The 20074-nt window shown below is 66.3% G+C and carries 23 protein-coding genes; 13 read left to right on the top strand and 10 right to left on the bottom strand.

From position 1 onward, the window contains the following. The first annotated feature begins 19 nt into the window (after positions 1 to 19). On the top strand, positions 20 to 943 hold the full coding sequence (locus AWC16_RS13100) for a VOC family protein (RefSeq protein WP_085265177.1): 924 nt from the start codon (positions 20 to 22) through the stop codon (positions 941 to 943). A gap of 2 nt (positions 944 to 945) precedes the next feature. Here AWC16_RS13100 and AWC16_RS13095 read toward each other — a convergent pair whose 3' ends face one another. From AWC16_RS13095 to AWC16_RS13080, 4 genes are read right to left on the bottom strand one after another with little or no spacing between them, the layout of a single operon-like run. Further along, the gene (locus tag AWC16_RS13095; RefSeq protein ID WP_207572316.1) at positions 946 to 1332 is read right to left on the bottom strand and encodes a bleomycin resistance protein; all 387 of its coding nucleotides are present in this window, start codon (positions 1330 to 1332) and stop codon (positions 946 to 948) included. A gap of 35 nt (positions 1333 to 1367) precedes the next feature. Continuing rightward, a complete protein-coding gene (locus AWC16_RS13090; protein ID WP_085265176.1) occupies positions 1368 to 2330 on the bottom strand; it encodes a quinone oxidoreductase family protein in 963 nt (320 codons plus the stop codon). After that, positions 2327 to 3862 carry an FAD-dependent oxidoreductase gene (locus AWC16_RS13085; protein WP_085265175.1) on the bottom strand — a complete coding sequence of 512 codons (1536 nt, stop codon included), beginning with the start codon at positions 3860 to 3862 and terminating at the stop codon, positions 2327 to 2329. The genes AWC16_RS13090 and AWC16_RS13085 overlap by 4 nt, the downstream gene beginning before the upstream one ends. A gap of 18 nt (positions 3863 to 3880) precedes the next feature. After that, positions 3881 to 4477, bottom strand: coding sequence for a TetR/AcrR family transcriptional regulator (locus AWC16_RS13080; RefSeq protein WP_085265174.1), 597 nt, complete (start codon positions 4475 to 4477; stop codon positions 3881 to 3883). 238 nt (positions 4478 to 4715) lie between these two features. Between AWC16_RS13080 and AWC16_RS13075 the strand changes: the two genes are divergently transcribed. Further along, positions 4716 to 6080, top strand: coding sequence for an amino acid permease (locus AWC16_RS13075; protein WP_085265173.1), 1365 nt, complete (start codon positions 4716 to 4718; stop codon positions 6078 to 6080). On the opposite strand, the gene AWC16_RS13070 is transcribed toward AWC16_RS13075, so the two are convergent. Continuing rightward, a complete protein-coding gene (locus AWC16_RS13070; RefSeq protein WP_085265172.1) occupies positions 6070 to 6693 on the bottom strand; it encodes a TetR/AcrR family transcriptional regulator in 624 nt (207 codons plus the stop codon). The two genes, AWC16_RS13075 and AWC16_RS13070, sit on opposite strands and share 11 nt — an antisense overlap. A gap of 66 nt (positions 6694 to 6759) precedes the next feature. On the opposite strand from AWC16_RS13070, the gene AWC16_RS13065 reads away from it, so the two are divergent. The 3 genes from AWC16_RS13065 to AWC16_RS13055 all read left to right on the top strand — a co-directional run bounded on the left by AWC16_RS13065 (position 6760) and on the right by AWC16_RS13055 (position 8920). After that, the gene (locus AWC16_RS13065) at positions 6760 to 8121 is read left to right on the top strand and encodes a flavin monoamine oxidase family protein (protein WP_085265171.1); all 1362 of its coding nucleotides are present in this window, start codon (positions 6760 to 6762) and stop codon (positions 8119 to 8121) included. Positions 8122 to 8213: 92 nt separating this feature from the next. Then, positions 8214 to 8567 carry a DUF2200 domain-containing protein gene (locus AWC16_RS13060; protein WP_085265170.1) on the top strand — a complete coding sequence of 118 codons (354 nt, stop codon included), beginning with the start codon at positions 8214 to 8216 and terminating at the stop codon, positions 8565 to 8567. A 2-nt stretch (positions 8568 to 8569) separates the two neighbouring features. Further along, positions 8570 to 8920 carry a hypothetical protein gene (locus AWC16_RS13055; protein WP_085265169.1) on the top strand — a complete coding sequence of 117 codons (351 nt, stop codon included), beginning with the start codon at positions 8570 to 8572 and terminating at the stop codon, positions 8918 to 8920. A 15-nt stretch (positions 8921 to 8935) separates the two neighbouring features. Here the strand turns inward: AWC16_RS13055 and AWC16_RS13050 are convergent, their stop codons facing one another. Both AWC16_RS13050 and AWC16_RS13045 read right to left on the bottom strand, forming a co-directional pair. Next, positions 8936 to 9952: a CobW family GTP-binding protein gene (locus AWC16_RS13050; protein WP_085265168.1), complete on the bottom strand. Its 1017-nt coding sequence runs from the start codon at positions 9950 to 9952 to the stop codon at positions 8936 to 8938. A 31-nt stretch (positions 9953 to 9983) separates the two neighbouring features. Beyond that, entirely contained in the window at positions 9984 to 10955 is a 972-nt protein-coding gene (locus AWC16_RS13045; protein ID WP_085265167.1) for a PE-PPE domain-containing protein, read from the bottom strand. 330 nt (positions 10956 to 11285) lie between these two features. Here AWC16_RS13045 and AWC16_RS13040 point away from each other — a divergent pair, with 330 nt between their 5' ends. The 4 genes from AWC16_RS13040 to AWC16_RS13025 all read left to right on the top strand — a co-directional run bounded on the left by AWC16_RS13040 (position 11286) and on the right by AWC16_RS13025 (position 14081). Further along, the gene (locus AWC16_RS13040) at positions 11286 to 12134 is read left to right on the top strand and encodes a VldE C-terminal domain-containing protein (protein ID WP_165759222.1); all 849 of its coding nucleotides are present in this window, start codon (positions 11286 to 11288) and stop codon (positions 12132 to 12134) included. A 70-nt stretch (positions 12135 to 12204) separates the two neighbouring features. Further along, complete coding sequence (locus AWC16_RS13035) at positions 12205 to 13185, top strand: PE-PPE domain-containing protein (RefSeq protein ID WP_085265165.1); 981 nt, start codon at positions 12205 to 12207, stop codon at positions 13183 to 13185. Positions 13186 to 13250: 65 nt separating this feature from the next. After that, on the top strand, positions 13251 to 13592 hold the full coding sequence (locus tag AWC16_RS13030; protein ID WP_085265164.1) for an ArsR/SmtB family transcription factor: 342 nt from the start codon (positions 13251 to 13253) through the stop codon (positions 13590 to 13592). Between the two features lie 3 nt (positions 13593 to 13595). Next, positions 13596 to 14081 (top strand): SRPBCC family protein, encoded by a 486-nt coding sequence (locus AWC16_RS13025; RefSeq protein ID WP_085265163.1) that lies wholly within the window; start codon positions 13596 to 13598, stop codon positions 14079 to 14081. 279 nt (positions 14082 to 14360) lie between these two features. Here the strand turns inward: AWC16_RS13025 and AWC16_RS13020 are convergent, their stop codons facing one another. Next, a complete protein-coding gene (locus AWC16_RS13020; RefSeq protein WP_085265162.1) occupies positions 14361 to 15167 on the bottom strand; it encodes a DUF1906 domain-containing protein in 807 nt (268 codons plus the stop codon). Between the two features lie 181 nt (positions 15168 to 15348). Between AWC16_RS13020 and AWC16_RS13015 the strand changes: the two genes are divergently transcribed. Together AWC16_RS13015 and AWC16_RS13010 are read left to right on the top strand one after the other, a co-directional pair. Continuing rightward, the gene (locus AWC16_RS13015; protein ID WP_234812249.1) at positions 15349 to 16308 is read left to right on the top strand and encodes an acyl-CoA thioesterase; all 960 of its coding nucleotides are present in this window, start codon (positions 15349 to 15351) and stop codon (positions 16306 to 16308) included. 9 nt (positions 16309 to 16317) lie between these two features. Continuing rightward, positions 16318 to 17250 (top strand): LLM class F420-dependent oxidoreductase, encoded by a 933-nt coding sequence (locus AWC16_RS13010; RefSeq protein ID WP_085265161.1) that lies wholly within the window; start codon positions 16318 to 16320, stop codon positions 17248 to 17250. On the opposite strand, the gene AWC16_RS13005 is transcribed toward AWC16_RS13010, so the two are convergent. Further along, positions 17241 to 17735 (bottom strand): anthrone oxygenase family protein, encoded by a 495-nt coding sequence (locus AWC16_RS13005; RefSeq protein WP_085265160.1) that lies wholly within the window; start codon positions 17733 to 17735, stop codon positions 17241 to 17243. The two genes, AWC16_RS13010 and AWC16_RS13005, sit on opposite strands and share 10 nt — an antisense overlap. A gap of 82 nt (positions 17736 to 17817) precedes the next feature. Here AWC16_RS13005 and AWC16_RS13000 point away from each other — a divergent pair, with 82 nt between their 5' ends. After that, positions 17818 to 18759, top strand: coding sequence for an AraC family transcriptional regulator (locus tag AWC16_RS13000; RefSeq protein WP_085265159.1), 942 nt, complete (start codon positions 17818 to 17820; stop codon positions 18757 to 18759). Here AWC16_RS13000 and AWC16_RS12995 read toward each other — a convergent pair. Beyond that, positions 18744 to 19091: a VOC family protein gene (locus AWC16_RS12995; RefSeq protein WP_085265158.1), complete on the bottom strand. Its 348-nt coding sequence runs from the start codon at positions 19089 to 19091 to the stop codon at positions 18744 to 18746. The two genes, AWC16_RS13000 and AWC16_RS12995, sit on opposite strands and share 16 nt — an antisense overlap. Positions 19092 to 19204: 113 nt before the next feature. On the opposite strand from AWC16_RS12995, the gene AWC16_RS12990 reads away from it, so the two are divergent. Continuing rightward, positions 19205 to 19987, top strand: a complete 783-nt coding sequence (locus AWC16_RS12990; protein WP_085265157.1) for a DUF1906 domain-containing protein — start codon at positions 19205 to 19207, stop codon at positions 19985 to 19987. Positions 19988 to 20074: the final 87 nt, after the last annotated feature.

Genomic DNA, 20074 nt, shown 5'->3' with positions numbered 1-20074 from the left:
GAGCAACATAGGAGCAGCAATGTCTCTGCACCGACTCACCGCGATCACCGTCGGCGTCCCCAATGTCGAGGAGACCGCTTCTTATTACACCGATTTCGGGCTGCGGCCCCTGGGCGGTCATGCCTTTGCCACCGCCGACGGTGGTGAGCAGTTTCGGCTCACGCACTCCGCGCAGCGCCGGCTGATGGAGATCGGTATCGGTGTCGACGACGCCGATGATCTCGATCGCGTCGAACGCCAACTCGCGGCGCTCGACGTGGCGGTCCGACGAACCAGCGATTCGCTCAGTGCGCTGGAGCCCATCGCCGGATTCCGTGCCGTGGTCTCCATCGCGCCGCGAATCACGCAGGATCGGGTGGAGCCGACGCCGTACAACGGTCCGGGCCGCATCGACCGACCCAACACCCGCGCTCCCGGAATCGAGCGTGTCGGCGCGGTGACGCCCCGCAAGCTGGGTCACCTCGTTATCGGGTCTACCGACCAAGCCGCAACTCAACGGTTCTTCACCGACGGCATCGGGTTCAAGATCAGCGACACCGTGCCGTCGCTCGCGGCCTTCATGCGGTGCTCGACCGATCACCACAACGTGCTGGTACAGCAGGCGCCGCTGAACTTCCTGCACCACACCTCTTGGCAGGTAGACGATATCGACGAGATCGGTAGGGGCGCCATGGCGATGCTCGAGGACCACCCGGATCGACACGTCTGGGGCCTCGGCCGTCACCACATCGGATCGAACTTCTTCTGGTACCTGAAAGACCCGGCCGGCAACTTCTCCGAGTACTACTCCGACATCGACTGCATCGTCGACGACGCGCTCTGGGAACCGGGCGTTTGGGAGGGGTCCCGGGCCCTGTTCAACTGGGGCCCTCCGCCGCCGCCGTCGTTTCTGATGCCAGATGACTTGGCCGCGTTGATGACCGGGGCGCACGCAGCAGGCTGACGCTACTCGTAGGTGACGAACGAAATGACGTTGCCGTCGGGGTCGCAGACGTGAAAATCAGTGCCGCCCCAAGGCTTCTGGGTCGGCGGCTGACTGATAGTGGCACCGCGCCGGGTGAATTCCTCAAAGAGCGACTGGACGTCCGACACCTCGATCGAACCCAGGATCAGCGAGGTTTCCGACGCGGCGAGTTGGACGAAGTTCGGCTGAGGGACACAGCGGAGATGCAGGCAGGCGTCATCACGTGACACCGCTCCGTAAAACGGCGGTGTCCCGTGGAGAAAATCGATCTCAAACCCGAGCTTCGTCCGAAAGAATTCCGCGCTCGCCGGGAGGTCCCGAACGAACAGGACCGGAACGAAGGGCTTCATCCGCGTCTTGTCCTTCACAATCCCTCCCGTCGTGGCGATGGGGGCAGCCCCGCCTATGGTCGCAGAACTACCTTGCCGACGGTGCGGCGTTCGCCGAGTGCCTGGTGTGCCCGCACAACGTCATCGAGCGGGTAGTCGGCGATGGTGAGCCGCAGTTCGTCACGGGCGAGGAACCCGAGGAGCCGTTCGAGCGCCTGCCGGGTCCGATCCGATCGCTTCAGCCAGCCCAGCAGTGAATACCCCGTCACGGTCAGATTGCTTGTCATCAAGGGCATTGCGCCATAGGAGGCAGCAGTGCCGCTCGCGGCTCCGAAACTGACGATGCGACCGAACGGGCGGATGCAATCCAGGGTTTGTTGGGAGATGTGTCCACCGACGGAGTCCAGCACGAGGTCGACGCCACGGCCGCCGGTTGCGTCCAGGACCGCTTTGGTCCAGCCGGGGTCGGAATAGTCGACAGCGATATCGGCGCCGTGCGCCCGGACGTGGTCGAGTTTGTCCGGTGTGCCCGCGGTCCCGATCACACGATCGGCTCCCAGCAACTTGGCCAGCTGGGTGGCCAGGGTCCCAACACCTCCAGCGGCGGCGTGCACCAGGACGACTTCTCCGGATCCGAGATCGCCCGCGTCGCACAGCGTCTGGTAGGCGGTCAGACCCTGTATCCACAGTGCCGCGGCGTTTCGATAGTCGACCGCGTCGGGCAGCGTCACCACGGCATCGGACCGTGCGACCGCGTACTCGGCGTAGCCATGGTCGACCATCGCGGCCACCCTGGTGCCCACCGCCGGCCCGCCGGCACAGGTCTGTTGGACCGTACCGGCGACCTCCTGGCCCAGCCCGGCCGGCAGTTCGAGTTCAGTGCCGAAACCGCCCTGCCGCTTCATGATGTCGCCGTAGGAGACGCCGGCCGCCCTGACCTCGATCAGTACCTCATCCGGACCCGGTACCGGGACCGCGGTGTCGATGACACGCAACACATCTGGACCCCCGAACCCGTCCATCCACACCGCCCTCATCGGTACTCCAGCACGTGTCCGGAAAGAACGCGGCGAATGTCTTCATCGAGTGTCGCCGGCTGGCTGTCGTCGCCGCGGGCAGCGATGTAGCCGTCCGGGCGGATGAGCACCGACCCACGCCCGGCGAATCCGTAGGCTGACGCCGCAGCGGGGTCGGCCACCTCCACGACATGCACCCAGTCGCGGTGCTGGCCGTACCTTTCGTCGAGGTCGTGCACCGGCCCGCCGAGGATCAGCAGGGTGTGCCGCTCGGTGTCCAGCAGATCGAACAGGCGGATCGCTTCACCGGTGGGGCGGTTGATCAGCAGGTCGGGTGCCCGATCGCCGACGGCGGTCCGGCCGTGCGGCGCCGAACCGGACCCATCGTGGTAGGACACGTCGATCTGGGAGATGGCCCGGGTGAGCGTGCGCTGGACACGTGGGCGCGCCAGGACGTGCGGGGCGATGTGCCGCCGCAAGGCCGTCGATACCGGGTTGCGCAGCAAGGTCATTCGGGTGATCCGGCGGGTCCCTGTCACCAGGCGCCGCGCGACGGGCGCTCGCTCGGCGGCGTAGGTGTCCAGCAGCGCGCGTTCCGCACGGCCCTGCACCACCGAGGCCAGCTTCCAGCCCAGATTGAAGGCATCCTGGATGCCGGTGTTCATGCCCTGGGCGCCGACCACGGAGTGGATGTGAGCGGCGTCGCCGATCAGGAAAACCCGACCGGCGGAATGTGATTCGACCCTGCGCTGGTTGATCCGGAACCGTCCGGCCTGGCGGACCTCGGCGATCTCGGCTCCGTCCGGTGCGCAGATGTCGACCGCGCGCTGCAGCTCCTCGATCGTCACCGCACCGGTCGGTGCCGGGCGCTCGGGCTGGGCCACCGCAATACGGTGCCAGCCGTGCCGCATCGGGAAGTAGGCCACGAACCTGCCGCGGTTGAGGAAGGCGAAGAACTCGTCCGCCGGCAGCGACCACTGCATTCGCAGGTCGGCGACGGCGAAGTTCTCCTCGAACGAGGTGCCCAGGAAACGCAGTCCCAGCAGGCGGCGCACCGTGCTGTGCGCACCGTCGGCGCCGATGATCCAGTCCGCGGAGGCGGATTCCACCCTGCCGTCGGCATGGCGCAGCTCGGCTGTCACATGGTCGGTGTGCTGAGTGAGCCCCACCAACTCGACCGAGCGTTCTACTCGGGTGCCGAGCGTCGCGAGATGCGCGGTGAGCACGTCCTGGACTTCGTACTGCGGAATCATCAGCAGGAAGGGGTAGGGGGAATCCAGCTCCGCAAAGCTGGCGCGCAGAATCTGCCGGTTCTCGCTGAACACGTTGAAGGTGTGGGTCTGCAGGCCCCGCGCCAGTAGTTCGGACGTGATTCCCTGCTTCTCGAACAGCTCCAGGCTGCGGGCCTGCATCCCCAGCGCGCGGGTCTCGGTGTTGGGCCCGGCCGCCGCGTCCACGATCCGGGTTCGGATGCCGCGCCGGGCAAGTTCGGTCGCGATGGTCAGCCCGGTGGGTCCGGCGCCGACCACCAGCACATCAGTATTGTCCGCCATCACGAATCCTCCTTCATGTCAGGCGAATTGAGCCGCCAGAATCCGCTTGAGCAGCTCGATGAGCTGGCGGCGATGCTCGTTGAAATCCAGATCGGTGATGCCGGCGTACGCCTCATGGATGCCCTGCAGCGCACCGAGCACGGCCACGGCGGTGAACCTGGCATCGGTGATGTGGAACTCGCCGGCCGCTGTGCCCTCATCGACCAGGGCCGTCATAGCGGGAAGCAGGTCGGCCGCCACCTGCGCGGTCACCCGGCTGTGGATGTCGGCGAAGGTGTGGGAGTACAGATCCCGCAGCAGCCCGGAGGAGGCCGCATCGGTGGCCTGCCGGTAGCTGTAGTCGACGTAGGCCATCAGGCGGGCTGCGGGGGAGACCGAGCGATCCTCGAGGCTGGCCAGGGACGCGTCCAGGATCTGCTGAACGACGGTCCGCACGCACGCCTCGAACACCTCGTCCTTGGACCGGAAATGGTGATAGAAGCAGCCCTTGGCGACGCCGAGCTCGCCGATGATCGCTGCGACCGTCGTCTTCTCGTAGCCGCTGTCGGTGAACAGCTTCAGCGCCGTGGCGACGATCTCACTCTTTCGCACCTCGGGTTGCTTGACCTCACGCACACCGCCTACCCTACAGACCGACGGTCGGTCCGTCTATGAACTCAAGTAAACTCGCATTCGCCCGATGATCCGCCCGCAGTTGTTCGCGCTCGGCGGTATTGGCTTGTTGCAGCGCGATGCTCATACAGTTGTGTCTCGGGCGCACCGCGCCGGAGCCGCAGGAAAGGACACGCCGACGGGCCGCACGGCAACTGGTTCGCATCAATTGAGAAAGGGCCTCAAGGCCCGGCACCTCACCATGCTCTCGCTGGGAGGTGTTATCGGTGCGGGCCTGTTCGTCGGGTCGAGCGCCACGATTCACGGCACCGGGCCGCTGGCCTTTGTCACGTATGGCTTGACCGGACTCATCGTTCTGCTGGTGATGCGAATGCTGGGGGAGATGGCGGCGGCGCGACCATCCACGGGATCGTTCACGGACTACGCCCGGATGGCGTGGGGGCCGTGGGCGGGTTTCTCCACAGGATGGTTGTACTGGTACTTCTGGGTGATTGTTGTGGGGTTCGAGGCGGTCGCCGGCGGCCAGATCATCCATGATTGGGTACCCGTGGTGCCGATATGGGCTATCGCTTTCGGGCTGATGATCCTGATGACGCTGGTGAATCTGTTGTCGGTGGGAGCATTCGGTGAGGCCGAGTACTGGCTCGCAAGCATCAAAGTGGCGGCCATCATTGCGTTCATCGCAGTGAGCACGCTGTTCGTCTTCGGTCTCTGGCCGGGTGCGTCGATGGACTTCTCGAACCTCGCCGGCCATGGCGGGCTATTCCCACAGGGTGTGGCCAGCCTGTTCGTCGGCGTCGTTGTGGTGATCTTCTCGATGGTGGGAGTCGAGGTGGTGACGGTTGCCGCCGCCGAATCCGAGGAGCCGGTGCGGGCGATCCGGAAAGCCGTCAACTCCGTGGTCTTCCGGATTCTGTTCTTCTTTGTCATCACGACATTCCTGATCGTGGTGATCGTGCCCTGGAACACCGTGGTGCCGGGGAAGTCGCCGTTCGTCGCAGCGCTCGACCGCATCGGTATCCCCGGCTCCGGCAATCTACTGAACTTGGTCATCCTCACGGCCGTGCTTTCGGTACTGAACTCGGGCCTCTACACCGCCTCGCGACTGCTGTTCGTGATGGGTGACCGCGGCGACGCGCCGGCGTGGATGTCAGCGACAAACAAGCGCGGCGTGCCGGTGAAGGGCATCCTGTCCTGCACCGTCGTCGGCTATGGCTGCGTGGTCCTGGCCGCGGCGTGGCCGGACACGGTGTTCCTGTTCCTCATCAACGCTTCCGGCGCGGTGTTCCTATTCGTCTACTTCATGATCTGCGGGTCGGAGTTGCGGCTGCGTCGGGTGTGGGAGCGCGACTGCCCTGAGGTCCTGCAGTTCCGGATGTGGCTCTACCCGGTTCTGCCCGTCCTGGTCACTGCGACGATCGTGGCGGTGCTGGTGAGTATGGGACTGAGACCGGGACACCGAATCGAACTGCTTCAGGGTCTGATGGTTTGGGGCGTGCTCACGCTCGTCTACCTTTTCACCCGGCGCAGTCGCCGTGGTGGCCGAGCCGTGTCGGCTACGGCCGAACCGGCGGATCATGTGGTCGCCGATCGCGTTACCCCTTGACGGCACCCTTCGGGCGCGAGATTGGGGTGGCCACCAACCCGTTCAGCAGAGCCCGGGCCAATGCCGCAGCCTGGGCGCGGCCCCGCTCGACATCGCCGGATTCGGCAATAGTCAGCGACATGTCGGTCAAGGATCCGTAGAACGCGCTGGCCACCAGTTCGGGGGGATGAGCCGTAATCAGGCCGGCGTCGTGGAGGTCCCGCGCGGCTTCGACGATCAGGCCGTTGAGGTGCTTCTGGTCGAGCTCGCGCCAGCGTCGCCACCCCAACGCGATCGGCCCCTGCAGCAGCACCACATGGCGATAGACGGGTTCGATACAGACGTCGAGAAATGCCTCGACGCCACGCTGCACACGTTCGAGCGGGTCGGTCGAAGAATCGACAGCCTCTCGGATACGTTGCGCCGCAGCCTGTTCGAGTCGATCAACCACCGCTTCGAACAGGCCCTTCTTGCCGTCGAAGTGATGGTAGAGGGCACCGCGGGTCAACCCCGCAGCGCGAACAAGTTCCTCGGCGGAAAGGTCTGCGTATTCCCGCTCGGCGAACAACTGGGCGGCGGTGTCCAGCAGGGTTTGGCGGGTGTTCTCCACGTACTTGTCGCGCAAGGACTGCATACGCTATGTTAGCGACATACACACTGTATCCAGGATTCAGGGCGCATCAACCGCAGGGGATTGCTCGTGGACAAGTCGGTAGACGTCGTCGTCATCGGAGCGGGGATCGCGGGGTTGACCGCCGCCCGCGATCTGGCCGGGTCCGGGTCCGATGTGCTGGTTCTCGAAGCACGTGACCGGGTCGGTGGCCGACTGCTTAACGCCGAGCTGCCCGGCGGGGCGCCGATCGAGGTCGGCGGTCAGTGGGTCGGGCCGACTCAGCACCAGGCGCTGGCCCTGATCAACGAGCTCGGCCTGAAAACCTATCCGACGCACACAGCCGGTCGCCACATCGCCGAGATCGGCAGCACGCGTTCGGAATACACCGGCCGAATCCCGCGGCTGAACCCAGCCGCGCTCGCCGATATCGGGCAGACGCAGTGGCGCCTGGATCGGCTGGCGCGCCGGGTCGCCGGCGCTGAGCCGTGGCTGGCAAAACGGGCGGAGGCGTTGGACGGTCAAACCTTCGAGACGTGGCTGCGGCGCACCGCGCGTACCCGGCAGGGACGTGCGTTCTTCCGGCTGATCACCGAAGCGGTGTTCGCCGCCGGGCCCGAGGACATGTCGGCGTTGTGGGCAAGCTTCTATGTCGGTGCCGCAGGCGGGTTCGACGCCTTGGTCAACGTCACCGGCGGTGCGCAACAGGATCGTGTCGTCGGAGGCACCCAGACCATCGCGTTGGCGATGGCACGCGAGCTCGGCGACAGGGTCGTGCTGGCCAGTCCCGTCACCGAGATCGACTGGGAGGACTCCGGTGTGGCCGTGCGCGCCAATGGAGCGATCGTGCGCGCCCGCCGAGCCGTGCTCGCCATACCGCCGCCGTTGGCGGCCCGGATCCGGTACAGCCCGGGCTTGCCCGGTGATCGTGACCAGCTCGTCCAGCGCATGCCGATGGGGCGCGTCATCAAGATCAACGTCGCCTATGCTGAGCCGTTCTGGCGCGCGGACGGCTGGAGCGGACAAGCCAACAGCAACGCGCGAGCACTGGGCACCGTCTTCGACAACACCCCGCACGGCGGCGGTCCCGGTGTGCTCGTCGGGTTTCTCGAAGGCCGCCACGCCGACGTCGGCGCGCGCCTCGACCTGGCGGAACGACGTGCGCGCGTGCTCGATGACCTGGCCGCCTACTTCGGTCCGCGCGCCCGCGACCCCATCGACTACATCGAACGAGACTGGGCCGAAGAGGAATTCAGTCGCGGTTGCTACGGCGCGTTTGCGACCCCCGGGACGCTGACCCGGTTCGGGCCCGCCCTGCGCCGCCCGGTCGGCCCACTGCACTGGGCCGGCACCGAAACCGCCACGCGCTGGGCCGGCTACATCGACGGCGCCGCCGAGTCCGGGCACCGAGTGGCCCGGGAGATCGGCGCAGCGCTGAGCCACGAGCACTGATCCGGCGGAGAGTACAGTCGCGCCAAGGGGGAGGGAGCGTCGCCAATCGCAGCAGAGCCGGCGACGTCAAGGCGGGACCAGTCGGAGGGGCAATGGCAAAACCTCGGATCTACACAATAGATTTCGCGAGCGTCTACCCCATGTATGTCGCCAAGGCGGAGAAAAAAGGGCGCACCAAGCAGGACGTCGATGAGATCATCCGCTGGCTGACCGGATACAGCCAGGCAGAGCTGGAAACCCAGCTGGAAAAGCATCCCGATCTCGAGGCCTTCTACGCCGCGGCTCCCCAGACGAATCCGAACAGAAACCTGATCACCGGCACCATCTGCGGCATACGTGTCGAAGACATCGAAGATCCCACCGTGCAAGAAATTCGCTATCTGGACAAATTGATCGACGAGTTGGCCCGTGGAAAGGCGATGGAAAAGATTCTACGGAAGGCGTAGACGTGGCAGATGCCGAGAAAAAGAAGGTGGCCATCGGGAAGCCGGCGCTTGTCGGGTTGCTCTTGGCCATCGGTGCCGGATCAGCATTGATCGCGCTCTCGGTCGTGACGGGATTGCGACCGGCGGACGATGTCGACGGCAGGTCGTTTGTCAACGCGGAGTGGGTAGATGAGGACGACTACCTGGGTCTGGCAGAACAAGAGGCACTCGACAAAGCGAAGCGGGAGAACAAGCCGGTCCGCGTCGTAGAACGCGACGGTAAGCACCTGCCGGTAACGATGGATCTGATACCCGGCCGGCTCAACTTTTCGGTCAAGGACGGCGCGGTGTACAAGGTCGACATTGAGGGATAACCTCCCCCGTCCGGCCTAAATACTGAGTTGCCGCAGCCGCTGCAACCGCCGCATGTCGGCAGCGGCCACCTTGTGTGAGCAGGTGCGCAGCGCCTCCTCGAGCTGCGCACGAACTTCCTCGGTGTCCAGGTGTGTGCCGATTGCCACCAGATGGGTGGCCCCCGCGCCCGTAGGAGCGGTCGTCACGTGCACGGAGGTGCCGACAACGTTGACCAGGTAGTGGCGGCTGCCGATCGCGACGGTGCCCTTCATCCGGTAGACGCCCCGGGGCGGCTGTTCGAGCAGGTCGATGAGCGGTCCCGGGTCTACGGCGCCGTCGCCGACGACGGTGACCGAGTCCACGTGCACATGATCGTGGTGCTCATCGCGACCGTCGAGGAGCAGCTCCCGAAACGACATCTGCCCGGATTCCTCGCCATCGCTGACGTCATAGAGCAACCGAGGATCCACGCGTCCAGCCACCGCACCCACCACATGAGCGTGGGGATTGAGTTCGCGCACCCGGGCTTCGACCCGACGGAGCGCATCCTCACGGGCGTCTTCGGCGATCCGATCCAACTTGTTGACCACCACCAGGGAAGCCACGCCGTAGCGCTGCGGCGGGGCTGACCCGGTATCGACGGTGTCGAAGTGCTCCACCGCGTCGATGACGTCGACAACACCGCCGTGGCGTATCCGCTCCACCCCGCTGAACCGAATCACTCGCGATACGTCCGCCGGTTCAGCCACCCCGCTCGCCTCGATGATGATCGCGTCCAGGGCCAGCTTGGGGTCGGCCAGCTTCTCCAGCGCCTCGTCAAGCCCACCCTCATCCGGCAGGTGGCAGATGCACCCACCGGCGATCGACACCGGCTCATCGACTTGGCCCGTGACCAGGCCGGCATCGACGTTCAGTTCACCGAAGTCGTTGATAATGACCCCGATTCGCGCCCCCGGCGCCCGCAGCACATGGTTGAGCAGGGTGGTCTTGCCCGCCCCGAGGTAACCGGTGAGCGCGATGACGGGGAGAGTGGGCGCGCGGCGATCAGCCATCCGGCCATTATCGCCGTCACCCGAAAGGGCGTCAGACCTCCGGGAACCAGAAGTCCAGCGTCTCCTGGACCCCGCCCCAGTCGATGCCCATCCAGTCGCCGAAGAAGTCCTCGATGTTGCCGAAGGCGCTGTAGAAAAGCGCCACGACCGAATAGAGGATGCCTTCCCACCAGCCGCTGTCGACCAGTCCGTGGCTCCACGCGTTGATCCAGGCGCCGAACTGGTCGAAGTCACCGGAGATGTCGATATTGGTGATCAGCCCGTCGGTGGTCACGAAGTGGTTGGCCACCTGATCGGGCGTGAGCCCCAGGTACATCATGTGTTCGTAGAACACCCCGAACGGGGAGGTGGAGGTGGGGTCGGCGACCGGGTCGCCCGGGATCGTGTAATCGGTCGCCCTGAACGCGTCGTTCGGGGTCTGGACGCCGTCCAGCAGCGAGGAGTCCAAGAACCTGTCGAGGGACCCCATGTCCTGCCACTCCGCGCCGTCCCCGCCGACCGGGTTGCCGATGAACACGAAGTGCAGCAGCTCGGGGTCGACGCCGTCGTGGGCCAGCTGGGCCATCGCGATCGAACCGGCCGTCGCGCCCTGGGACCAGCCGAACACCCACAGCGGGTTGTCGGCGTCGTAGGCGTCCGGGTTGGCGGCGAGTTCGGCGTGCACCGCCCGCACGATCTCGGCCGCCCCCACGAAACTGCTGTGTCCCTGCTGGACCAGCGCCGGGGTGGACAGTATCCGCAGCGGGGCATCGCAGTCACCGGCACCGACCACGCACGCGGTCGGGTCGTCGCCGGCGTCGAAGCCCAGCGGCTGCAGGAAGAGATCGGCCGCGGTCTGGGCGAATGTCGGCGACGGTGTCGACAGGGTCGTCGGGCCGACGAAGAACGCGGTGCCGGCAAGCAGGTTCACGTCGACATGTGTGGCGTGCCCCGCCGGGGCGGCGAGCACACCGCCTGCCACGGTGCTGGCAATCGCGATCGGCGTGAACACCTTGGTCAGCATCACTGGGCACCCCTCACCATCGGCCTGCGGCTGTCCGAATCATGCCGCATTACTGTGCGCGGCACTAGTAATGGCTGATAATGACACGAGGAAACCGTGGAGCGTCCGGCCTGTCTTGTGATGGTCGTCGCCGGTCGTTGGCGCGGCGAAATTGTCGAGCGGTAACCTGCTCGACAATTCATGTCATAAGGATGCGCAGTCTTGAAGATTCACCGGCGGTCTGCGGCGAAACTCGCCGCCTGTAAGCCGGTGGTCGTTGGGATCGGCGGACTGGCTGTCCTGAGCGCGGTGTGGGGCGGGGTGGTCTTTGCCGACCCGGGCCAGGACAGCATGGCCGAGATCAACGAGTTGTCCCGCCGGGTCGAAGAACTGTCCGCGACCATCATCAACGCGCAGCCGGATCTCGACAACAAGATGCGGCTGTTGAGCGAGGTGGACCGGCAGCACACCGACGATCTGGCTCGCGTCGAAGTGACTAAGACGCGGCTGGCGACCTACCAGAGGGCGGTGGGCAAATTCGCCGCCGCGCTCTATATGGGCGGGCGCACCGACGGCACGAGCGCGATTCTGACGGCCTCGTCGCCGACGAACCTGATCGACACGCTGGCCATCCAGCGGGTTATAGGTACCGAGCTGTCCGAGCAGGTGCAGGCCTTGCGTGAGGCCGACCAGGAAGCGCAGAGCATCGAGACGGCCTCGGCAAAATCGGCGGCCGAGGCCAAGGCAGCCGTCAACGCGGCTGTTGCCGTGCGAGCGGACTTGGGGAACAAGCGGGCCGAGCTGCGGGAACAGATCGCTGCACTCAGCAGGAGCTATGCCATGCTGCCTCCCGATCAGCAGGCCGGCCTAGCCCTCCCGTCCGAGTCCGTCATGGCGGCGTTGGGTCCGGTCGCTCCGATCCCCACGGTCGGGATGAGCGGTCTGACCCCCAACGCGAGGATGCTCGTGGACTACATCATGCTCACCTACCCCGGTGTGCAGTCGATTGGTGGCGTGCGCGCGGATGCACTTCCCGATCACCCGAGCGGGCACGCGGTGGACATCATGATCGGCTCAGACATGGGTCTGGGGGACGCCATCAATGCCGACCTTCTCAGGCAGTCGGCACGCTTCGGTATCAGTTACACGATGTGGCGGGTGGCAGCCCACTTCGACCATGTCCACGCCACGGTCTTCTGAGTTCAGTGGCGCGTCAGACCGGGCCGGTTCGTTGACTCTTCTCGATTGAGAATGCAATTATCAGCTCATTATGAACGTAACCAAAGCTTTCGCGCCGATCGCCGCGGCGAGCGTCATCGCCGCCGGCGTCCTCGGAACTCCCGCCGTCCAGATGACGCGCGCACAGGTGAACCTGCTGTCGGGCACCGCGTTCTTCGTCGGCGGAACCATGTTGCCGACGCCGTCGGCGGCATTCGCCCAGACCGCGGCCGATCTCTTCCTGCAGCCACTGGGCTTCGACGCCGGCGACGACCCGACCGTATGCGTGGTCGGTGCCGGTGACTGCGATGCCCCACTGCGGGTGCTGACCACACCGCAACTCATCCTGCAGGGTCACAGCAGTTTCGCCGGAGCGGCTGAGATCGTGCGGGCGGTGCACGCCGAACTCGCCGCCAACCCGGACGCCTACGACGCCGACAACCCGCTGTGGGTGTTCGGCTACTCGCAGGGCGCCACGGCCGGCTCGATCGCGATGGCCCAGCTCGCTCACGACGGCGTGGACCCGGAGTTACTGCATTTCGTGTTCATCGGAAACCCGTCGGACGCGAACGGCACCTGGCCGGGCAACACCAGCGACACGCTCTGGGACCGGCTCTTCGACATGACAATCCTGAACGGCAACCAGACCCCGAACGACGCGTTCGCGGCAACCATCTACACGTTCCCGGGCGATCCCGTCGCGGACAACACCTCGGGGATGGGCCTGGGCCTGTTCTACGAGCACGTCATGTACCTGGGGCTCACTCCGGAGCAGATCGCTGACCACACCGCGACCACCGACGGCATGCTCACCAACATCGGCATCTCCGGCGACATCGACCAGTTCAGCACCTGGCTCACCGCTTTCGGCAACGGGCTGATCGACAGTGCCGGCTTGGACGCCCTGTTCAATTCGATTGTGGCCTTCATCTACAACGCCTTCGGAAACATCGAAGGTTTCTTCACCGACTGGATGGGCATCGACTGGGGCGGCGTGGAGGAGACGCTGGACTTCTGGTTCCCGCAGGTCTGATCTAGCCGGGCCGGGGACGGCCCGCCCTTGACAACATACAACCATCTGGTTGTACGGTTGGTTGTGTGATCGGGTACGACGAGGACAGGGTGGATGCCCTGTTCCACGCGCTTGCCGACCGCACCCGCCGCGACATCATGCGCCGGGTGCTGGCCGGGGAGCACTCGGTCTCTGAGCTCGCGGTGAAGTACGAGATGAGTTTCGCCGCGGTGCAGAAGCACGTGGCGGTGCTGGAGAAGTCCGGCCTGCTCACCAAGCGACGCAGCGGCCGCGAGCAGTTGGCCAGCGGCGACGTCGCGGCGGTGCGGTCGGTGGCGTCCATGCTCAGCGAGTTGGAACAGGTGTGGCGTGGTCGCATCGCGCGTATCGACGAACTCATCTCATCCGAGCAGACCAAGGAGGACTGAATCATGCCCGTGACCGACGTCCAGCAGGACATCGAGAACCTGACCCTGACCATCACCGCCCACTTCGCCGCCCCGGTGGCGCGAATCTGGCAGGTCTACGCCGACCCGCGTCAGCTGGAGAAGGTGTGGGGGCCGCCGGCGTACCCCGCGACCGTGGTCGACCACGACTTCACGCCCGGCGGCCGGGTGAACTACTTCATGACCGGCCCGGACGGCGAGAAGTATCCCGGATACTGGGAGATCACGGCCGTCGACGAACCGCGGAGCTTCTCCTTCGTGGACGGCTTCGCCGACTTGGACTTCAACCCGAATCCCGAGATGCCGGTCGCCAGCAACGTCTACACCTTCACCGAGCACGACGGCGGCACCCGCGCGACCTACGTGAGCATTTTCGAATCCGCCGCGGATCTCCAGCAGCTGTTGGAAATGGGGGTTGTCGAGGGCACCTCCGAGGCGCTGAGCCAGATCGACGCCTTGGTCGCGTCCTGAACTGCGCCGACATCGAGGTCGACCCCGACGCCACGCCCCGCCGCTTTGTTGACGCCGGACAAGCCGTACGGCTAACTTAATGGCGATCGCGGCACGGCCGTCCAGCTGCGCAGGTTGGCTGTAGATCGGCTGCCGACCAACCGATGTCATCACAGACAGGAGCGACTTATGACCTCAGCGACCCTGGGCGTCTATACGTCCATCGCGTGCGTGGTGATGCTCACCCTGGCCGTCTTTTTTGCGTCTAACTCCTGATCGAGCTGCCTGCGCCTGACGACCTCACGGGTGCAGGTTCCACTGCCCGCAGTCCTGGGCCATGACGTCGTTGACGTCGACCTCGATCCCACCGACTATCGGTCCTGGACTCGAGGCGGTACTCACCACCCGCTGGTAGAGAACCGCCGCGGGGTCCCGTTGGCCACGCGACCAGGACCGGGTCTGCCACGCCCACCGGTGGCCCGGAGTGCGCGAGCTGCCGATGACACCGTCGGCAGCCGCCCATCGGCACACGTTGACGCCCCCGTAGACGCCGGTGCGCTGCACTCCCAGCACCGAGTTGATGCCCCGAAACCACTGCAGCGCCACAGCATTCCAGGTGTTGCGGTCGATGTCGTCGTCGACGCTGAAGAAGATCGGCGCACTTTGGCCGCCGCCCGCCGCGGTGTGCAGTTGCCAGGCGGTGCGAGCGTCGGCGACGCCGCCGGGAAATCCACGGGTGAAGTCCGACGGCGCTGTCCCGCCCGGCTTACCGAACTGGTAGTTGCTGACGATCACCAGCCCCGCGGCGGTCAGCGACTCGGCGTAGGGACGGGTGATCGGCTTGGCTCCGAAGTTGGAGCCGGGCCGCGATGTCGACACGTAGTTGATGACTCCGGCATGGCCGGCGGCCCGGATGTCCTGCGCCGGAATCTGGCGCATGGCGTAGTCGATGAGCGTTGGAGCCGCCGCCGATGCGCGGGGAGCGTCGACGGTTGCCGATACCGCACCCAGCCCGGCGAGCGTCGCGGCGGATGCGTACCGCAGCGCATCGCGCCGGGAAACCGGTCGGGAGCGTCGAGCGCCGTTGGTCCCGGGGGAGTCCTGCATCGCACGATGTTAACAATGTGGCTGTTGTTAACAGTGTTGCCCGCGCCGGGAGCTGCGCGTCTTTCCGCGAACATCGCCGCTGGGCCGCGGGAAGCCAGTCATCGACAGATACGATGCGTCGGTGTCGCCGCCCGTGAGCGCCATGTTGCCCAGGTGGTCAGCGGCGAGTGGAGGAGGATCTGTGCAGACGCCGGCGTCGGAGGTCTTCGCCCAGCCCGATTTCAGCGGTCCGCTGCTCGGGTCGGGCAGCCCCCTGGAACGGGGCACGCTCGGTGCGCTCGACCGGTTGCAGCAGATACTGACGCTGCAACCCCTCGGTGACGACCGGTTTCGAGCGGGCAACGAGGCCAGCAGGTTCGGCCGTATCTTCGGCGGCCAGCTCATCGCGCAGGCGATGTCCGCGGCCGCGGCCACGGTCCCCGAGCTCACCGCCCATTCGATACATGCGTCATTTCTGCGTCCCGGCGACTCGGCCGCGCCGCTGGAAGTCGTCGTCGACCGCACCCGCGACGGACGCACGATGTCGGCCCGGCAGGTGGCTGTGCAGCAAGCAGGCCGCACCCTCATGATCGCGACGGTGTCCTTCGAGTCCAGCTCTGAAAGCGCAGAGGGCGCCGAGGATCTCGCCGTGTCGCAGCCGGCCACCGACCCGGAGACCCTTCCGCTGCTCCAGCATTGGGCGCACCAGGCCCCGCCGCATCTGGCCGATCGGGGCAGCACCTGGATCGACAGGCCGCCGCCGCTGGAGATGCGCTCCGCCGAGGCGCCCAGCTTCCTCGGAGGTGCGCGGGCGGCCGGGCACCGCGCCCATTGGATGCGGTTGCCGCGCGCGATCGAGGGCGGGCCGCAGCTGCACGCCGTCCTGCTGGCCTACGCCAGCGATTATCTGCTGGTGGACACCGCATTTCGTAGCCACCCGGAACGGGTAGACCATGCCACCCACACCGGCCTGACCCTTGACCACAGCATCTGGCTGCACCGCCCGGTGCGGTTCGACCAGTGGCACGTCTACACCCAGCAGACCGTCGCCATCTCCGGTCATCGTGCCCTGGTGCACGGCACCATCGTCGAGGTCACCGGCCGCCATGTGGCCAGCACCGCGCAAGAAGTCCTCGTCCGGCCTCTGGCCGAGCTGACCTGAGGGAGCCCTATGCGGTTCGCCTTCACCTACCCGATCGTCACGCATCCCTGTGACCCGGAACTGGCGTCTCCCCAAGGGGTTACCGCCGTTGCGAAGGCCGCCGAGGCCGCCGGGTTCGACGCGATGGGCTTCACCGACCACCCGGCGCCCACTCAGCGCTGGCTCGACGCCGGCGGCCACGACAGTCTGGATCCCTTCGTCGCGATGGGATTCGCTGCGGCGCACACCCGAACGCTCCGGTTCATCCCGAATGTCGTCGTGCTGCCGTATCGCAACCCGTTCGTGGTGGCGAAATCGGGTGCGACGCTGGACCTGTTGTCGGGTGGCAGGTTCACCCTGGCCGTCGGCGTGGGCTACCTCAAGGGCGAATTCGCAGCTTTGGGCGTGGATTTCGACGAGCGCACCGCCCTGGTCGAGGAGAGCCTGGACGTCATTCGCGCCATCTGGACCGGCGACGACGTGTCGTTCGAGGGCAGGCACTTCCGCGCGCGGGGGATCACCGCTCATCCGCGCCCGATCAGCGTGCCGCATCCGCCGATCTGGATCGGTGGAAACACGGGCAGGGCGCGCCAGCGGGTCGCCACCCGTGGCAACGGGTGGGTGCCGTTTGCCACGTCGGCGGGCCTGGCCGCCACGGCCCGCACCGCCGAGATGAGTTCGATCGAAGCACTGGCAGCCGGTGTCGACGACCTGAAGCGGCGCTGCGACGAGGCCGACCGGGACTGGGCCGCCATCGACATCTGCTTCTCGAACCTCGCCGGTGGACGCCTCGGGTACCACGACTTCGATCCCGGCGCCTATCTGGACGGTCTGGGCCGGCTCGCCGATGTGGGCGTGACCTGGGTACAGGTCGGCCTCCCCGGAGACAGCCTCGGCCACGCGGTGGAGGCGATAGAACACTTCGGCGAATCGGTGATCGGGAAGTTCCAGCTTCAGCGGTAGCGCAGCCCGATCAGCATCAGGGCGGCGCCGAGGAACGCGGACACGGTGCGGACGTGGTTCCACGCCGTCCATACCGAGAAGTAGGCCTGCCATTCGCGGGCGGCATCGGCGGCCGACAGGCTCGCCGGGTCTACGCCGTCGAGATGGTTGTTCAGCGGCACGTTGAACACCATCGTGATGATCGCTGCCAGGACCCCGAAGACCGCACCCGCCAGCAGCCACCAACTGCCGGGTTGGCGCAGGTGCATCACGGCGACGACGCCGACTGCCAGAGCAAGCACCGCCGCGCCGAGGTATGCCAGTAGAAACGCGGGGCTGGAGTTCGCCTCCGTGTTGAGCCCGCGCATCGCGGTGATGGCCCCGGCCGGCTCCATCCGATCCAGACCGCGCATCACGAAGGTGGAGAACACGTACATCATTCCGCCGGCGGCGGCGCTGCCGAGCGCGGCGATCGAGGTCAGGATGACAAGGGGATTCGCGTTCATGTCCCGAAGTCAACCCGAATCCGACAAGACGATCCATCGCTTGTCGTCCCGATAACATACGTGATCGTCTACCGTCGGGGTTGTGGATGCCGTGGTGGGTTTGCTCGACGGGGTCCGGGCGCGCGGGGCTTTTGTGTTGCGGATGATGATGGACCCGCCGTGGTCGTTGCGCATCCAAGACGACGCGCCGCTGAGCCTCATCTGCCAGACCCACGGCAACGCCGTCATCGTCGGGGACACCAGCGGCACCGACTGGCTGCGGCCCGGGGACGTCGCGCTCGCGCGCGGCACCCAGCACTACGTTTTCGCCGACGACCCGGCCACCGCCCCCATGGTGGCGATCCATCCGGGCCAGCGGTGCACGACGCTGACCGGAGACGATCTGCGTTTCGAGATGTCTCTGGGCGTGCGGACGTGGGGTAACAGTTCGTCGGGGGCGACCCGCTCCATCATCTGTGCCTACGAGGGGCACAGCGAGGTCAGCGCCCGCCTGCTCGACGCGCTTCCCGCGGTGCTGGTGTTGCGCGCCGAGCAGTGGGACAGCACGCTGATCGATCTGCTGACGGCCGAGGCCGGTTGTGACGGCCCAGGCCAGGAGGCCTATCTGGACCGGCTGCTCGACCTGTTGCTCATCGGAGTGTTGCGAACGTGGTTCGACAACGACGCCAACGCGCCCATCTGGTGGCACGCCGAACAGGACGCGGTGGTGGGTCCGGCCTTGAAGCTCATCTACAACAACCCCGCCCACCCCTGGACCGTCGCGAATCTTGCTGCGGCAGTGGGTTCGTCACGTGCGGCCTTCGCGCGCCGGTTCGCCCAGCAGGTCGGCGAACCGCCGATCGCCTTCCTGACCAATTGGCGGCTGGCGTTGGCCGCCGATCTGCTGCGGTCGAGTCAGGCCACCCTCGCCGCCGTCGCACGACACGTCGGCTACGCCACCCCGTTCGCGCTGAGCAGCGCCTTCAAACGTGCCTACGGGGTGAGCCCGAAGGCCGTGCGCGCGGGCAGCTACACCTCCGAGTAGAAGCTGAGCAGGTTTCCGTCGGGGTCGAGGAAGTCGAAGTAGTCGACCGCATCCGGGACGTGTTCGAGCGGGCCCACCTCGATGCCGTAACCGGCCAGGCGCTCTCGTTCGGCAGCGACGTCACGGACCTCGAAACGCGTCACGACTTCGGCCCCGGAGCGCTCGGTCGGATCCTTGCCGAGTTGGAGCCAGGTCGTCCCGAGCTGGAACTCCACCACGCCGTCCGCCGGCGTGAGAGCCGGGCCGGTCAGGGTCAACACCCGCCGGTACCACTCCACGGCACGGTCGAGATCGCTGACCGGAAGACCCACTGTCACGCTCAGTACGTCCATGGACCCATCCTTGTCATCACGATCCGGGAGTCAACAGCAGTCGACGGATCGTCGGGTCATTCGGCGCCGCATAGTGGCCCGTTCGCAGGTAGACCGCGGCTAGGCTGCCCCTTGTGACGCGATCCGCCTCACGCCGCGACGTCCTGAGGTACGCGGCGCTGCTTGCGCCGGCCCTGGCGGTGCCCGGCGCCCTCGGGGCGACGGTGGGCGCACCGCGGGCCGCCGCGGCGGGTCTGCAGGTCATCGACTTCGCCCACCGATTGGTGCAGCCCGAACAGATCAAGGCCGCGGGATTCGACGGGGCGATGGTCTACGTCTCCGAGCTGCGGCCGGGTGCCACGTTCGACTTCAAGCCCGTGGCCCGCGACTATGCCGACCGGCTGCGCGCCGCCGGACTGCAGATTGCCAGCTGCTACCAGTTCGGCAAGCCCGGATGGACGTCGTCCCCGTCGGACTTCACCCGGGGCTACGACGGCGGTGTCGCCGATGCCCGGACGGCGTTGCGACTGCACACGGCCGCCGGTGGTCCGTCGTCGGCGCCCATCTTCTTCAGCGTCGACGAAGACATCGACGCCAAAACGTGGAAGAGCTTGGCAAGTCAGTGGTTTCGGGGCATCAATTCAGTGCTGGGTGTCGACCGCACGGGAATCTACGGCGGCGCACGCCAATGTTCCTGGGCCATCGCCGATGACGTCATCGGAAAATCGACGAGCCCGGGCCACCGGTGGGCATGGCAGACCAGGGCATGGTCGGGAGGCCAACGTGAGCCGGCGGCCGTGCTCTTCCAGCGAGAGATCGTCACCGCGACCGAACCGGGTTTTGTGATCGACGATGTGCATGTCGACGTCAACGACGTCCTGGCCGATGATTTCGGACAATGGGAGCTCTCCCGATAGCCTCGCCCGATGATCTCGTGCGATGACAGGGGGACCTGGTGATCGGCCAATCCTGGGATGCGCCGCGGGCGGCGCGATGGTCCGGCA

Source organism: Mycolicibacter longobardus (genome assembly GCF_002102265.1).
GTDB classification, from domain to species: Bacteria; Actinomycetota; Actinomycetes; order Mycobacteriales; family Mycobacteriaceae; genus Mycobacterium; species Mycobacterium longobardum.
Note: the sequence above shows the minus strand (reverse complement) of the source record. Positions and strands in the feature narration are given on the sequence as shown.

Coding starts and splice junctions, on each gene's coding strand:
- AWC16_RS13045 (WP_085265167.1), bottom strand. CDS start 10,955: ATGCTGACCAAGGTGTTCACGCCGATCGCGATTGCCAGCACCGTGGCA.
- AWC16_RS13025 (WP_085265163.1), top strand. CDS start 13,596: ATGCCCGTGACCGACGTCCAGCAGGACATCGAGAACCTGACCCTGACC.
- AWC16_RS13075 (WP_085265173.1), top strand. CDS start 4,716: ATGCTCTCGCTGGGAGGTGTTATCGGTGCGGGCCTGTTCGTCGGGTCG.
- AWC16_RS13040 (WP_165759222.1), top strand. CDS start 11,286: ATGGCCGAGATCAACGAGTTGTCCCGCCGGGTCGAAGAACTGTCCGCG.
- AWC16_RS13005 (WP_085265160.1), bottom strand. CDS start 17,735: ATGAACGCGAATCCCCTTGTCATCCTGACCTCGATCGCCGCGCTCGGC.
- AWC16_RS12995 (WP_085265158.1), bottom strand. CDS start 19,091: ATGGACGTACTGAGCGTGACAGTGGGTCTTCCGGTCAGCGATCTCGAC.
- AWC16_RS13085 (WP_085265175.1), bottom strand. CDS start 3,862: ATGGCGGACAATACTGATGTGCTGGTGGTCGGCGCCGGACCCACCGGG.
- AWC16_RS13010 (WP_085265161.1), top strand. CDS start 16,318: ATGCGGTTCGCCTTCACCTACCCGATCGTCACGCATCCCTGTGACCCG.
- AWC16_RS13070 (WP_085265172.1), bottom strand. CDS start 6,693: ATGCAGTCCTTGCGCGACAAGTACGTGGAGAACACCCGCCAAACCCTG.
- AWC16_RS13090 (WP_085265176.1), bottom strand. CDS start 2,330: ATGAGGGCGGTGTGGATGGACGGGTTCGGGGGTCCAGATGTGTTGCGT.
- AWC16_RS13050 (WP_085265168.1), bottom strand. CDS start 9,952: ATGGCTGATCGCCGCGCGCCCACTCTCCCCGTCATCGCGCTCACCGGT.
- AWC16_RS13060 (WP_085265170.1), top strand. CDS start 8,214: ATGGCAAAACCTCGGATCTACACAATAGATTTCGCGAGCGTCTACCCC.
- AWC16_RS13100 (WP_085265177.1), top strand. CDS start 20: ATGTCTCTGCACCGACTCACCGCGATCACCGTCGGCGTCCCCAATGTC.
- AWC16_RS13020 (WP_085265162.1), bottom strand. CDS start 15,167: ATGCAGGACTCCCCCGGGACCAACGGCGCTCGACGCTCCCGACCGGTT.
- AWC16_RS13035 (WP_085265165.1), top strand. CDS start 12,205: ATGAACGTAACCAAAGCTTTCGCGCCGATCGCCGCGGCGAGCGTCATC.